Origin of the sequence: Sphaerotilus sp. FB-3 (assembly GCF_023706025.1) — a bacterium.
Taxonomy (GTDB): domain Bacteria; phylum Pseudomonadota; class Gammaproteobacteria; order Burkholderiales; family Burkholderiaceae_C; genus Sphaerotilus; species Sphaerotilus sulfidivorans.
The window spans coordinates 34,307-48,401 of sequence record NZ_BQWE01000012.1; the positions used below are offsets into that span (position 1 = coordinate 34,307).

The window sequence follows — 14,095 nt, forward strand, 5'->3', positions numbered from 1 at the left end:
AACGACAGAAACCAAACAAGCACAGGAGTGACCCCCAACATGGCGATGCTCTCGAATCTCGATCTGATCCGGCGTGTGCCGCTGTTCTCGATGCTGACCGTCGAGCAGGCCCAGACGATCGCCGACGGCGTGGTCAAGCGCCGGTACCGTCGCGGCGAGATCATCGTCGAGCAGGGTCGCAAGTCGGACGCGCTGTTCATCCTGCTGAGCGGCCGTGCCCGCGTGATCACCTCGGATGCCCGCGGCCGCGAGGTCATCCTGGCGGTGCTCGAGGCCGGCGACTATCTCGGCGAGATGAGCCTGATCGACAACGAGCCGCACTCGGCCACCGTGCGCGCCGAGGTCCAGACCGACGTGCTGGTGCTGGGCCGCAACGAGTTCGCGGTCTGCCTGCCCGACAACTCCAGCCTGTCCTACGCGATCCTGCGCGGCCTGGTGGCACGCCTGCGCAATGCCGACCGCCAGATCGAGTCGCTGGCGCTGCTCGACGTCTACGGCCGGGTGGCGCGTGCGCTGCTCGACATGGCCGAGGACGACGAGGGTCGCCGCGTCATCCGCTCCAAGGTGTCTCGCCAGGATCTGGCCAAGGTCGTCGGTGCCTCGCGCGAGATGGTCAGCCGGGTCATGAAGGATCTCGAGGAACGCCATCTGATCGAGACCCAGGAGAACGGCTGGGTCGTCCTGACCGAGCGTCTGGCCTCGCAATAAGCGCAGACCTCGCCCGGTTGTCGTTTCAAGACCATCCTGACGGATGGCGGACAATTCGGGCATGACTTATCCGCTCGGTTCGCTGCGCGGCACGGCCTCAGGGTCGTCTGCAGCCGCGCAAACCCGTTCCTCCCTGCCTCGTCCGGTGTCACGCTGGCGCCTGCAGCTGGCCATCACGCTTGGCGGCACGCTGCTGGTGCTGTGGATGCTGGCGATGTTCAGCCATCACCCGGGCGACGCGGCCTTCTCGACCTCCGGCGATGGCCGCCCGCTGCGCAACCAGGCCGGCGTGATCGGGGCCTGGCTGTCCGATCTGTCCTTCGTGCTGTGCGGCCTGTCGGCCTGGTGGCTGCTGCTCTTCGGCCTGCGTGGCTGGCTGTCGGCGGTGGCCCGGCTGCTGCGGGTCGATCTGGCGCCGGTGGAGACGATCGACGGCCCGGTGCACTGGCGGCCCTGGTGGCAGGCCTGGGTCGGGCTGCTGCTGCTGCTGCTGTCGAGCACCTCGCTCGAGTGGACGCGGCTCTACCAGCATGAAGGCCTGGTGGCCGGCACCCATGCCGGTGGCGTGCTGGGCGCGATGCTCGGCCCGCTGAGCATGAAGCTGCTGGGTTTCGTCGGCAGCGGCGTGCTGTGGATCGTGCTGCTGCTGCTGTCGGTGGCCTGGGCCTTCCGGTTCTCCTGGCTGGGTCTGGCCGAGCGCATCGGCGCGCTGTTCGACATCTGGCGCGAGCGCCGCGACGAGCGTCTGGCCGAGGCCGAGGACAAGCGCATCGGCGAGCAGGCGCAGCGTGAGCGCGGCCTGTCCGGGCAGGCGCCTGCCGATGATCTGATGGCGGCAGGCGCGGCACTCACATCTGTCGCGACGCCTGGGCCGGCGGCTGCGGCCCCGCGCCGCGCCCGCAAGGAGCGCGAGGCTGCTGCAGCGCCTGCCGTGGCGCCGGTCGAGCCGGAATTCGGCGACATCGCTGCGCTGGCTCCGGGCCGCTCGCCCGGCCATGAGCCGGATTTCGTCGACACCCTGCCGCAGATGCCACCGCAGCCCGCGCCAGTGGCGGTAGTGGCGGTTCCTGCGGCGGTGGCGGCGCCACCCCGGCTGCGCGAACCGGCGCCCTTGCCCGCGCCGATGCCGCCTGCACCCGTGCCGGCTCTGGCACGGGCCTCGGTGGCGCCGTGGGTCGATCCTGCCGACGACGAGGACGACCTGCCGCCGGCGCCGGCCGCGCCGCCGGTCTTCGTCATGCCGCCGCCGGCGCCCCGTCCGGCCATGCCGGTGGTCTTCGCGCCGGCCGGCGAGGGCGGGCGCCCGTCGGTCGATCTGCTGGACGCCGCGCCGCCGCAGGCCGAATCCGCCACGCCGGAGGAGCTGGAGAAGACCAGCCGCATGATCGAGCGCCACCTGAAGAACTTCGGCGTCGAGGTGACGGTGATCGCCGCGATGCCGGGGCCGGTGGTGACCCGCTTCGAGATCGAGCCGGCGGTGGGTGTCAAGGGCTCGCAGATCGTCAATCTGGCCAAGGATCTGGCCCGTTCGCTCAGCCTGGTGTCGATCCGCGTGGTCGAGACGATTCCGGGCCGCAACTGCATGGCGCTGGAGCTGCCCAACCGCAAGCGCCAGGTGATCCGCCTGTCCGAGGTGCTGGGCGCGCCGGTCTACCGCGAGGCGCCCTCGCTGCTGACCATGGGCCTGGGCAAGAACATCGTCGGCGAGCCGATCGTGGCCGACCTGGGCAAGATGCCGCACTGCCTGGTGGCCGGCACCACCGGCTCGGGCAAGTCGGTGGGCATCAACGGCATGATCCTGTCGCTGCTGTACAAGGCCGAGCCGGAGGATGTGCGCCTGATCCTGATCGATCCGAAGATGCTCGAGATGAGCGTCTACGAAGGCATTCCGCACCTGCTCGCGCCGGTGGTCACCGACATGAAGCAGGCCTCGAACGCGCTGAACTGGTGCGTGGCCGAGATGGAGCGGCGCTACCGGCTGATGAGCAAGCTGGGCGTGCGCAATCTGGCCGGCTACAACGCGAAGATCCGCGAGGCCCAGGAGCGCGAGCAGCTGATCCCCAACCCCTTCAGCCTGACGCCGGAGGCCCCTGAGCCGCTCGACCGCCTGCCGCACATCGTCGTCGTCATCGACGAGCTGGCCGATCTGATGATGGTGGTCGGCAAGAAGATCGAGGAACTCATCGCCCGCCTGGCGCAGAAGGCGCGTGCTGCCGGCATCCACCTGATCCTGGCCACGCAGCGCCCGTCGGTCGACGTGATCACCGGCCTGATCAAGGCCAACATCCCGACCCGGCTGAGCTTCCAGGTCTCGAGCAAGATCGACAGCCGCACCATTCTCGACCAGATGGGCGCCGAGGCGCTGCTGGGCATGGGCGACATGCTCTACATGGCCTCCGGCACCGGACAGCCGGTGCGGGTGCACGGCGCCTTCGTCTCCGACGACGAGGTGCACCGCGTCGTCGAGTTCCTGAAGAGCCAGGGCGAGCCGAACTACATCGAGGGCATCCTGGAGGGCGGCACGCTCGAGGGCGAGGGCGGCGCCAACGACACCAACGCCGAGGGCGGTGGCGGCGACGCCGAGGCCGATCCGATGTACGACCAGGCGGTGGCCATCGTGCTGCAGAACCGCAAGGCCTCGATCTCGCTGGTGCAGCGCCATCTGCGCATCGGCTACAACCGTGCGGCGCGGCTGCTGGAACAAATGGAAAAAACCGGACTCGTATCGAGCATGTCCACCAACGGCAACCGCGACATCCTCGTCCCGGCGCGCAAGGAAGAATGAAGCTGCTCTCCCTCGAATCCCTCTCGAAGCGGCCCGGCCGTGGCCGGGTGCTGATGCTGGCGCTGGCGGCTGCCGTTGCCACCACCGCGCTGCCGGCGCGCGCCGACGCGGTCGACACGCTGCGCAGCTTCGTGCAGACGGTGCAGTCCGGCCGGGCCGCCTTCACGCAGGTCGCCACCTCGCCCGACGGCGCGAAGAAGAAGACCTCCAGCGGCGAGTTCGAGTTCCAGCGCCCGAACCGCTTCCGCTTCGACTACGCCCGGCCCTACGAGCAGCAGATCGTCGCCGACGGCCAGAAGGTCTGGCTCTTCGATGTCGACCTGAACCAGGTGACGGTGCGGCCCTTCGACCAGGCGCTGGGCGCCACGCCCGCGGCGTTGCTGGCCGGCGGCAGCCTGGAGCGCGACTTCACGCTGTCGGCCGAGCCCGACCAGGGCGGCCTGCAGTGGGCGGCCGCCCAGCCCAAGGCGAAGGAGAGCCATATCCGCCAGCTGCGGGTGGGCTTTCGCGGCAAGGACCTGGCGGCGATCGAGCTGACCGATGCGCTGGGCCAGCGCTCGCGGCTGGACTTCTCGCGCTTCGAGGCCAATCTGAAGCTGCCGGCCGAACGCTTCCGCTTCAGCGCGCCGGCCGGCGCCGACGTGCTGCAGCAGTGAGCCGCGGGCAGTGAACGACCTGTTCGACGATGTGCCGACCGACCCGCCGGACACCCATCCGCCAGGGACGCCGGGCGCATCGGCCGCGCCGGAGGCGCCGCTGGCCGAGCGGCTGCGCCCGCGCCACATCGACGAGGTGATCGGCCAGACCCACCTGCTGGGCGAGGGCAAGCCGCTGCGCGCGGCCTTCGTGTCGCGCCGGCCGCATTCGATGATCCTGTGGGGCCCGCCGGGCGTGGGCAAGACGACGCTGGCGCGGCTCACCGCCGAGGCCTTCGACGCCGACTTCGTGCCGATCTCCGCGGTGCTGGGCGGCGTGAAGGACATCCGCGAGGCGGTCGAGCGCGCGCAGCGCTCTCAGGCGCGGGGGCGGCGCTGCATCGTCTTCGTCGACGAGGTGCACCGCTTCAACAAGGCGCAGCAGGACGCCTTCCTGCCGCATGTCGAGTCGGGTCTGTTCACCTTCATCGGTGCGACGACCGAGAACCCGTCCTTCGAGGTCAACTCGGCGCTGCTGTCGCGCGCGACGGTGCATGTGCTCGAGCCGCTGGGCGAGACCGAGCTGCTGGCGCTGCTGGCGCGAGCCGGCGAGGCGCTGCCCGCGCCCGCCCCGGAGCCCGCCGCGGCGCAGCGCCTGGTCGCCTATGCCGACGGCGATGCGCGCCGGCTGCTCAACACCTTCGAGAACGTGGTGCGCATGGCCGGCACCGACCGGCCGCTGGACGAGGCGGCGCTCGAGCGCTGCCTGGGTGCGCAACTGCGCCGCTACGACAAGGGCGGCGACCAGTTCTTCGACGCGATCTCGGCGCTGCACAAGGCGGTGCGCGGCAGCAGCCCGGACGGTGCGCTGTACTGGTTCGCGCGCATGATCGACGGCGGCGCCGACCCGCGCTACATCGCCCGGCGCCTGGTGCGCATGGCCAGCGAGGACATCGGCCTGGCCGATCCGCGCGCGCTGCGCATCGCGCTGGACGCCTCGGAGACCTACGAGCGGCTCGGCTCGCCCGAGGGCGAGCTGACGCTGGCGCAGGCGGTGCTCTATCTGGCCGTCGCTCCGAAGTCCAACGCCGCGTATGTCGCCTGGAAGGCCGCGCAGGCCTTCGTGAAGCAGGACGGCTCGCGTCCGGTGCCTGCGCACCTGCGCAATGCACCGACCCGGCTGATGAAGGACCTGGGGCACGGACGGAATTACCGGTACGCGCACGACGAGCCGGACGGATATCCGTCCGGCGAGAACTATTTCCCGGACGGGCTGGCGCCGGCGCCACGTTTCTACCAGCCGGTCGACCGCGGGCTCGAGATCCGCATCGGCGAGAAGCTCGAGAGATTGCGGGAGCTGGACGCCCAGGCGAACAAGTCGCGCTGAGTGGCGGTGCTTTCCCGGATCTGATCCGGCCAGAAGGGTGAGTGTCTGGATTTTCTGCGGTTCGTGCGCTTGTGCCGCTGAAATGCGGCCGGTCCGGGCCGGTGCAATGCACTGCGACGTCGCTGGCAGGAAGGATGTCACGATCCGCCGATCCCCTGAGCGGGTCAGGGTTTCCATGGGCTGGCACGGCCCTTGCGATTTCCTGAGCAAGCCACAGGAGATCTTGGAATGGACATCTTTGTACAGCAGATCATCAACGGTCTGGTGCTCGGGAGCATGTATGCCCTCGTCGCACTGGGCTACACGATGGTCTACGGCATCATCAGCCTGATCAACTTCGCGCACGGCGAGGTGCTCATGGTCGGCGCCATGGTCAGCTGGACCGTCGCGACCTTTCTGCTGGATACCGCCTCGCCCATGCCGGGCTGGCTGATCATGCTGATCTCGGCGATCGCCGCGATCATCGTCTGCGCGGCGCTGAACTACTCCATCGAGAAGATCGCCTACCGGCCGCTGCGCAACGCGCCGCGCCTGGCGCCGCTGATCACCGCGATGGGCATGAGCCTGCTGCTGCAGACGCTGGCGATGATCATCTGGAAGCCGAATCCGAAGCCGTACCCGCAGCTGCTGCCGGTCGAGGTGTTCTTCCTGTGGGAGGACGGCCCGGTCATCACGCTGACCCAGGTGCTGATCCTGGTGATCACCGCGGTGGTGCTGACTGGCCTGCTGTGGCTGGTCAACAAGACCAAGCTTGGTCGCGCGATGCGCGCCACCGCCGAGAACCCGCGTGTCGCCGGCCTGATGGGCGTGCGCCCCGACCACATCATCAGCGCGACCTTCATCATCGGTGCAGCGCTGGCGGCCATCGCCGGCATCATGTGGGCGGCCAACTACGGCACGCTGCAGCACAGCATGGGCTTCATGCCCGGCCTGAAGGCCTTCACCGCCGCGGTGTTCGGCGGCATCGGCAACCTGACCGGCGCGATGGTCGGCGGTGTGCTGCTCGGCCTGATCGAGGCGCTGGGCGCCGGCTACCTGGGTGACCTGACCGGCGGCCTGTTCGGCAGCCACTATGTCGAGATCTTCGCCTTCCTGGTGCTGATCCTGGTCCTGACGCTGCGCCCGAGCGGCCTGATGGGCGAGCGTGTCGCCGATCGCGCCTGACGCCGTCCGAGGAGAGACTCACATGCAACACATGGACAAGACCAAGCAGATCGTCGTCTTCCTGCTGGCGGCGGTCGCGCTGCTGGCCCTGCCGCTGGTGGTGGCGCAGTTCGGCCAGGGCTGGGTGCGCATCATGGCGCTGGCGCTGCTGTACGTGATGCTGGCCCTGGGCCTGAACATCGTCGTCGGCTACGCCGGCCTGCTCGACCTGGGCTATGTCGCCTTCTATGCCGTCGGGGCCTATCTGTACGCGCTGGTGGCCTCGCCGCACCTGATGGAGAACTTCGAGTCCATCCGGGCGGCCTATCCGGACGGGATGCATTTCCCGATCTGGGCGGTGGTGCCGATCGCCGCAGCGGTCGCGGCGGTCTGCGGCATGCTGCTGGGTGCACCGACGCTGAAGCTGCGCGGCGACTACCTGGCCATCGTCACGCTGGGCTTCGGCGAGATCATCCGGGTGTTCATGAACAACCTGGAGCATCCGGTCAACATCACCAACGGTCCGCGCGGCATCAGCCAGATCGACCCGATCAGCATCGGCGGCGTGAGCTTCGGCAAGCCGCTGGAACTGTTCGGCCACAGCTTCCCGTCGGTGACGCTGTACTACTACCTGTTCCTGACGCTGGTGATCTTCACCGTCATCATCTGCCACCGCATCGAGACCTCCCGCATCGGCCGGGCCTGGATGGCGGTGCGCGAGGACGAGATCGCCGCCAAGGCGATGGGCCTGAACACCCGCAACCTGAAGCTGCTGGCCTTCGGCATGGGCGCCACCTTCGGCGGCGTGTCGGGCTCGATGTTCGCGGCCTTCCAGGGCTTCATCTCGCCGGAGTCGTTCACGCTGGCCGAGTCGATCATCATCGTCGCGATGGTGGTGCTGGGCGGCATCGGCCACATTCCCGGCGTGATCCTGGGTGCGGTGATGCTGGCGGCGCTGCCGGAAGTGCTGCGCTATGTCGCCGGCGACATCCAGGCGATGACCGGCGGCCGTCTCGACGCCGCCATCCTGCGCCAGCTGCTGATCGCGCTGGCGATGATCGCGATCATGCTGCTGCGTCCGCGCGGCCTGTGGCCGGCGCCCGAGCATGGCAAGGCCGCCCCGGTCGCCAAGTGATCCCCAGGAGAAGCATCTCATGAGCAACAGCACGCAATCCGAGATCGTCCTCGAGGTCAAGGGCGTCTCCAAGCGCTTCGGCGGCCTGCAGGCCCTCTCCGACGTCGGCATCACCATCCGCAAGGGTCAGGTCTATGGTCTGATCGGCCCCAACGGCGCCGGCAAGACGACCTTCTTCAACGTCATCACCGGTCTGTACACGCCGGACGGCGGTACCTTCCAGCTCGGCGGCGCGCCCTACACGCCCACCGCCGTGCACGAGGTGGCTGCGGCCGGCATCGCGCGCACCTTCCAGAACATCCGGCTCTTCCCCGAGATGACCGCGCTGGAGAACGTGATGGTCGGCCGCCATGTGCGCACGAAGTCGGGTCTGATCGGCGCGGTTCTGCGCACCTCCAGCTTCAAGGCCGAGGAGGCCGCGATCGCGAAGCGCGCGCAGGAGCTGCTCGACTATGTCGGCATCGGCAAGTACGCCGAGTTCAAGTCGCGCACGCTGAGCTATGGCGACCAGCGCCGCCTGGAGATCGCCCGTGCGCTGGCCACCGATCCGAAGCTGATCGCGCTCGACGAGCCGGCCGCCGGCATGAACGCCACCGAGAAGGTGGTGCTGCGCGAGCTGATCGACCGCATCCGCAAGGACGGCCGCACCATCCTGATCATCGAGCACGACGTCAAGCTGATGATGGGCCTGTGCGACCGGCTGACGGTGCTCGACTACGGCAAGCAGATCGCCGAAGGCACCGCGGCCGAAGTGCAGAAGAACGAGAAGGTGATCGAGGCCTACCTCGGCACCGGCCACAAGGCCCACTGAGCCCGGCTTGAGCGCACAGGAAAGCAGACCATCATGTCGAGCAATGACAAGAAGAGCGGGCAGGTCCTGCTCAGCATCGAGAACGTCAAGGTCGCCTACGGCGGCATCCAGGCCGTCAAGGGCGTCAGCCTGGAAGTGCGCGAGGGCGAGCTGGTCTCGCTGATCGGCGCCAACGGCGCGGGCAAGACCACCACGCTGAAGGCGGTCACCGGCCTGCAGCCGATCGGCGACGGCGACGTGAAGTACCTCGGCCGCAGCCTGAAGGGGCAGGGCGCCTGGGATCTGGCCAAGCAGGGTCTGGTGATGATTCCGGAAGGTCGCGGCACCTTCACCCGGATGACCATCACCGAGAACCTGCAGATGGGCGCCTACACCCGCGACGACAAGGCGGCCATCCTGGAGGACATCGACAAGGTCTTCTCCATCTTCCCGCGCCTGAAGGAGCGCCGCGACCAGCTCGCCGGCACGATGTCGGGCGGCGAGCAGCAGATGCTGGCGATGGGCCGCGCGCTGATGGCGCGCCCGAAGGTGCTGCTGCTCGACGAGCCGTCGATGGGTCTGTCGCCGATCATGGTCGACAAGATCTTCGAGGTGGTGAACGACATCCACAAGCAGGGCGTGACCATGCTGCTGGTCGAGCAGAACGCCAGCCGCGCGCTGGCGGTGGCCGACCGCGGCTATGTGATGGAGTCCGGCCTGATCACCATGACCGGCGCCGGCCGCCAGCTGCTCGAGGACCCGAAGGTCCGCGCCGCCTACCTGGGCGAGTGAACGTCCTGCGTGTCCTGTCCGGCGGGGAGGGCCGGTGCCGATGAAGATCTTCCGCAACGCCCTCTACCGCCGCCACGACGCGCGCCTGGAGATGTACCGTGGCCGCCTCGTGCCCTGTCACGAGACGCCCGCGCGGCTGGACCATGTGCTGGCCGAGCTGGCGCGCCGGCCGGTCGGCGCGCTGCACGATCCGGTGCCGGATGACGCCGGGCTGGACGCGGCGCTGGCGGCGATCCATGCGCCGCGCTACCTCGACTTCCTGGCCGGTGCCTGGGACGAGTGGGTGGCGCTCGATCCGGCCAACGCCGGCACCGACATCCTGCCGGCGGTCTGGCCGGTGCGGGGCTTTCGCGCCGACGTGCTGCCCGAGAGCTTCGCCGCGCGCATCGGCCTGTTCTCCTTCGATGCCGGCAGCCCCGTCATGGCCGGCACCTGGGCGGCGGCCCGCGAGGGCGCGGCCTGCGCCCGCTCGGCCGCGCTGGCGGTGGCCGCGGCCGAGCGCGCCGCCTTCGCGCTGACCCGCCCGCCCGGCCACCACGCCGGGCCGGACTTCTTCGGCGGCTACTGCTTTCTCAACAACGCCGCGCTGGCGGCGCAGACGCTGCGCGACCACGGCGCAGCGCGGGTGGCGGTGCTCGATGTCGACTACCACCACTGCAACGGCACGCAGACCATCTTCTATGGCCGCGATGACGTGCTGACGGTGTCGCTGCACGGCGACCCGCGCACCGAATATCCCTTCTTCCTCGGCCATGCCGACGAGCGCGGCGAGGGCGCCGGCCTGGGCGCGAACCTGAACCTGCCGTTGCCGCGCGGCACCTCGGCCACGACCTGGTTCGAGGCGCTCGAGGCCGGCCTGGCCGCGGTGGCCGCCCACCGCGCCGAGGCGCTGGTGGTGGCGCTGGGCGTCGACACCTTCGAGGGCGACCCGATCTCGGGCTTCCACCTGCGCGCCGACGACTACCTGCGCCTGGGCGAACGCCTGGCGCGCGCCGGCCTGCCGGTGGTGCTGACGATGGAGGGCGGCTACGCGGTCGCCGAGGTCGGCGTCAATGTGGTCAATGTGCTCGAAGGCTTCATGGCGGCTGCCGGCTGACGCGTTCAGCGGCCGTCCTGCTCGCCTTCGGCGGGACGGTCGGCATCGCCGTACTGCCGCCGCAGCCGGTTCAGACCCTGCCGGAAGGCCTCGGCATCGCCGTGATCGAAGAAGCGCGGATAGCGGTCATGCGCGCCACGGATGCGCCGCGCATGCTTGATCGGGCACCAGTACTGCTCGGTGCGTGCGGCGACTTCGCGGGTGTAGGCCGCCACGCCGTTGCCGTACGAGCAGTAGAAGCAGTTGAACTTCTCGATCGCGTTCAGGTAGGGCAGATCCTCGCGGTCGAAGACGATGTAGTCGGCGCGGCGCACCTTCGGGATGCGGTAGACCGGAAAGCACACCGACTGGTAGACGGTGACGAACAGGTCCATCAGCAGGAAGGGAATCCAGCCGGCGTAGATCACCGGTGCGGTCAGCACCGTCAGCAGCCGTGAGCGCAGCAGGAAGCGCAGCCAGCCGATGCGGTAGCGGCGCTGGTGGCGCAGGAACTCGCCGGCCAGCTCGATGCGCCTGCGCTCGAACTCGTCGCGGCGCTGGCGGTATTCCTCTTCCAGTTCCTCCTGCAGCGACTGGATGCGCTGCAGCAGCTCGTCGATGCGGGGCTTCATGGTGGCGTCTCTCCCGGATGTCGAGGGCCCGGTCAGCATACCGGGACTCGCGAGACCGGGAGGACGACGCGGATCAGCCGGTGTTGCGCAGGCCGGCCGCCACCCCATTGATCGAGATGTGAATCCCGCGCTGCAGACGCTCGAGCGTCGGGTCGCCGGCGGTCTTGGCGTCGGCCGGGCGCTGGCGGTAGCGGCGCATCAGCTCGACCTGCAGGTGGTTGAGCGGGTCGAGATACGGGAAGCGGTGCTCGATCGAGCGCGCCAGCGTCGGGTTGGCGGCCAGGCGCTGGGCGTCGCCGGTGATCTGGTTCAGCGCGTCCTGGGTGCGCTGCCATTCGGCCTCGATCGCGGCGAAGATCTTCTTGCCGAGCTTCTTGTCCTCGACCAGATCGAGGTAGCGCGCGGCGATGCGCAGGTCGGTCTTGGCCAGCACCATGTCCAGGTTGGACAGCAGGGTGCGGAAGAAGGGCCATTCCCGGTACATGCGCTGCAGCAGCGCCAGGCGCTCGGCCTGGGCCTTGTCGCCCTTGGCGCCGGCCAGATAGGTGGCGACGGCCGAGCCGAAGCCGCACCAGCCCGGCAGCGCCACGCGGCACTGGCCCCAGCTGAAGCCCCAGGGAATCGCGCGCAGATCCTCGATCGCGCGGGTGGCCTTGCGGGAGGCCGGGCGCGAGCCGATGTTGAGCTCGGCGATCTCGCGGATCGGCGTGGCGCTGAAGAAGTAGTCGGTGAAGCCCGGGGTCTCGTAGACCAGCGCGCGGTAGGCGGCCATGCTGGCGGTCGAGATCTCGGCCGCGGCGTCCAGGAAGGCCTTCGGCGCGCTCTTGGTCGGGTGCAGCAGCGTGGCCTCCAGCGTCGCGGCCACCAGGGTCTCCAGGTTGCGCAGGCCGATCTCGGGGTGCGCGTACTTCGAGGCGATCACTTCGCCCTGCTCGGTCAGGCGGATCTGGCCGTTCACCGTGCCCGGGGGCTGCGCCAGGATGGCCTGATAGCTCGGGCCGCCGCCGCGGCCGACCGTGCCGCCCCGGCCGTGGAACAGCCGCAGCGTGATGCCGTGGTCGCGGCCGAGCTGCTCGAACAGATCCACCAGCGCCAGTTCGGCCGCGTACAGCTCCCAGTTGCTGGTGAAGAAGCCGCCGTCCTTGTTGCTGTCCGAGTAGCCCAGCATGATGTCCTGCTCGCGGCCCGAGCGCGCGACCATGCCGGCGATGCCGGGCAGCGCGTAGAACTGCGCCATGATCGGCGCGGCGTTGCGCAGGTCGCCGATGGTCTCGAACAGCGGCACCACGATCAGGTCGTTGACCGCCGCGCCGCTGTCGAGCGTGCCGCGCATCAGGCCGACTTCCTTCTGCAGCACCAGCACCTCGAGCAGGTCGCTGACATCCTCGGTGTGGCTGATGATGTAGTGGCGCAGCGCGTGGCGGCCGAAGCGGCCCAGCATCTCGCGCGCGGTCTCGAAGATGGACAGCTCGCTGCGGGCGTGGTCGGAGTAGTCGGCGCCGATCACGCGCAGCGGGCGCGCGTCGTCCAGGACCTTCAGCAGCAGCGTGCGCCGGCCGGCCTCGTCCAGGCTTGAATAGTCGGCCTCGATGCGCGCCACGCGCAGCAGCTCGGCCACCACCTCCTCGTGCTTGTCCGAGCTCTGGCGCAGGTCGACCGTGGCCAGGTGGAAGCCGAAGACCTCGACCGCGCGCATCAGCGGCGCCAGGCGCGGCGCGATCAGCGCCTGCGCGTGGTGGAACTTCAGCGAGGCCTCGATCACGCGCAGGTCGGCAAGGAAGGCCTCGGCCGAGGCGTAGGGGTTCTGCGGCGCCACCGCGTGGCGCAGCGCCTCGGTGCCGGTCAGCTCGTGCAGCGTCGCGGCCAGGCGCGCGTAGATGCCGATCAGCGCACGGCGGTAGGGCTCGTCCTGGCGGTGCGCGTTCTGGTCGGGCGAGCGCTCGGCCAGCTGCCGCATCTCGGGCGTGACCGGGCACAGCAGCAGCGACATCGACAGCTCGGCGCCGAGCTGGTGCACCTCGGTCAGGTAGTGGCGCAGCGCCGTCTCGCTCTGGCGCGACAGCGCCAGCTTCAGCGTCTCGGCGGTCACGAAGGGGTTGCCGTCGCGGTCGCCGCCGATCCAGTTGCCCATGCGGAAGAAGTTGGCGATGTCGCGGCCCGGCAGCGCGTGCTCGACCTCGCGGTACATCTTCGGGATCTGGCGCAGGAAGGTCGAGCGGTAGTAGGACAGCGCGTTCTCGATCTCGTCCGAGACGGTCAGCTTGGTGTAGCGCAGCATGCGTGTCTGCCAGAGCTGGGTCACGCGGGCGGCGAGCTGCTCCTCGTTCTCGGCGCGCTCTCGCGCGGTGTGCAGATGGTCGCGCTGGTTGATCAGCTCGGCCACGGCGCGCTCGGCGTCGAGGATGGACTTGCGCTGAACCTCGGTCGGGTGCGCGGTCAGCACCGGCGAGATGTAGGCCCGCGCGAGCGTGCCGGCGATGTCGTCGGCGCGGATGTCGGCCTCGGCCAGGCGCTCGAAGGCCATCGCGAGCGACCCCTCCTGCAGATGGCCCTGACGCTCGTGCACCTCGCGGCGGCGCACATGGTGGCGATCCTCGGCGATGTTGGCCAGGTGCGAGAAGTAGCTGAAGGCGCGGATCACGCTGACGGTCTGCTCGACCGACAGGTTCTTCAGCAGGCGGTCGAGCGACTTGCCGGCGCTGGCATCCTGCTTCAGGCGGTAGGCCACCGAGAGCTGGCGGATCTTCTCGACCAGCTCGTAGGCGGCCTTGCCTTCCTGTTCGCGGATGACGTCGCCGAGGATGCGCCCGAGCAGGCGGATGTCCTCGACCAGCGGTCGGTTCTTCTCGGCCGCATCGGCGGCCGACCCGGTCTCGACGACCGGGGTTTCAGGAGCGGGGGCGGAAGCGGCGTTCTTCTCGGGACGGGCAGCGCGGGGCATTGAAACCTCGATGGCGATGGAGTGGTAACCGGGTTACGCGGCGCATGTTAGCACCCGAAGTGGTGATCCAGA

Annotated in this window: 11 protein-coding genes; 9 read left to right on the forward strand and 2 right to left on the reverse strand. The window is 69.3% G+C overall.

Features of this window, described 5'->3' with window-relative positions; genetic code table 11:
* Positions 1-39: 39 nt before the first annotated feature.
* The 9 genes from NFT33_RS07010 to NFT33_RS07055 all read left to right on the forward strand — a co-directional run bounded on the left by NFT33_RS07010 (position 40) and on the right by NFT33_RS07055 (position 10,471).
* Complete coding sequence (locus NFT33_RS07010) at positions 40-708, forward strand: Crp/Fnr family transcriptional regulator (protein ID WP_037483673.1); 669 nt, start codon at positions 40-42, stop codon at positions 706-708.
* Between the two features lie 145 nt (positions 709-853).
* Positions 854-3,493: a DNA translocase FtsK gene (locus NFT33_RS19225; protein ID WP_309296128.1), complete on the forward strand. Its 2,640-nt coding sequence runs from the start codon at positions 854-856 to the stop codon at positions 3,491-3,493.
* Positions 3,490-4,149 (forward strand): outer membrane lipoprotein periplasmic chaperone LolA, encoded by a 660-nt coding sequence (gene lolA / locus NFT33_RS07025; protein ID WP_376744133.1) that lies wholly within the window; start codon positions 3,490-3,492, stop codon positions 4,147-4,149. Before NFT33_RS19225 ends, lolA begins: the two co-directional genes overlap by 4 nt.
* A 19-nt stretch (positions 4,150-4,168) precedes the next feature.
* Positions 4,169-5,515, forward strand: coding sequence for a replication-associated recombination protein A (locus NFT33_RS07030; protein ID WP_376744134.1), 1,347 nt, complete (start codon positions 4,169-4,171; stop codon positions 5,513-5,515).
* A gap of 228 nt (positions 5,516-5,743) precedes the next feature.
* The gene (locus NFT33_RS07035) at positions 5,744-6,679 is read left to right on the forward strand and encodes a branched-chain amino acid ABC transporter permease (protein ID WP_149504301.1); all 936 of its coding nucleotides are present in this window, start codon (positions 5,744-5,746) and stop codon (positions 6,677-6,679) included.
* A 22-nt stretch (positions 6,680-6,701) separates the two neighbouring features.
* Positions 6,702-7,793, forward strand: coding sequence for an ABC transporter permease subunit (locus NFT33_RS07040; protein WP_375131865.1), 1,092 nt, complete (start codon positions 6,702-6,704; stop codon positions 7,791-7,793).
* 19 nt (positions 7,794-7,812) lie between these two features.
* A complete protein-coding gene (locus NFT33_RS07045) occupies positions 7,813-8,604 on the forward strand; it encodes an ABC transporter ATP-binding protein (RefSeq protein WP_251674143.1) in 792 nt (263 codons plus the stop codon).
* 33 nt (positions 8,605-8,637) lie between these two features.
* On the forward strand, positions 8,638-9,375 hold the full coding sequence (locus NFT33_RS07050) for an ABC transporter ATP-binding protein (protein WP_220787643.1): 738 nt from the start codon (positions 8,638-8,640) through the stop codon (positions 9,373-9,375).
* Positions 9,376-9,415: 40 nt separating this feature from the next.
* Complete coding sequence (locus tag NFT33_RS07055) at positions 9,416-10,471, forward strand: histone deacetylase family protein (RefSeq protein ID WP_251674145.1); 1,056 nt, start codon at positions 9,416-9,418, stop codon at positions 10,469-10,471.
* A gap of 5 nt (positions 10,472-10,476) precedes the next feature.
* Here NFT33_RS07055 and NFT33_RS07060 read toward each other — a convergent pair whose 3' ends face one another.
* Positions 10,477-11,082 (reverse strand): hypothetical protein, encoded by a 606-nt coding sequence (locus NFT33_RS07060; protein ID WP_251674147.1) that lies wholly within the window; start codon positions 11,080-11,082, stop codon positions 10,477-10,479.
* 73 nt (positions 11,083-11,155) lie between these two features.
* A complete protein-coding gene (gene ppc / locus NFT33_RS07065; protein WP_251674149.1) occupies positions 11,156-14,023 on the reverse strand; it encodes a phosphoenolpyruvate carboxylase in 2,868 nt (955 codons plus the stop codon).
* Positions 14,024-14,095: the final 72 nt, after the last annotated feature.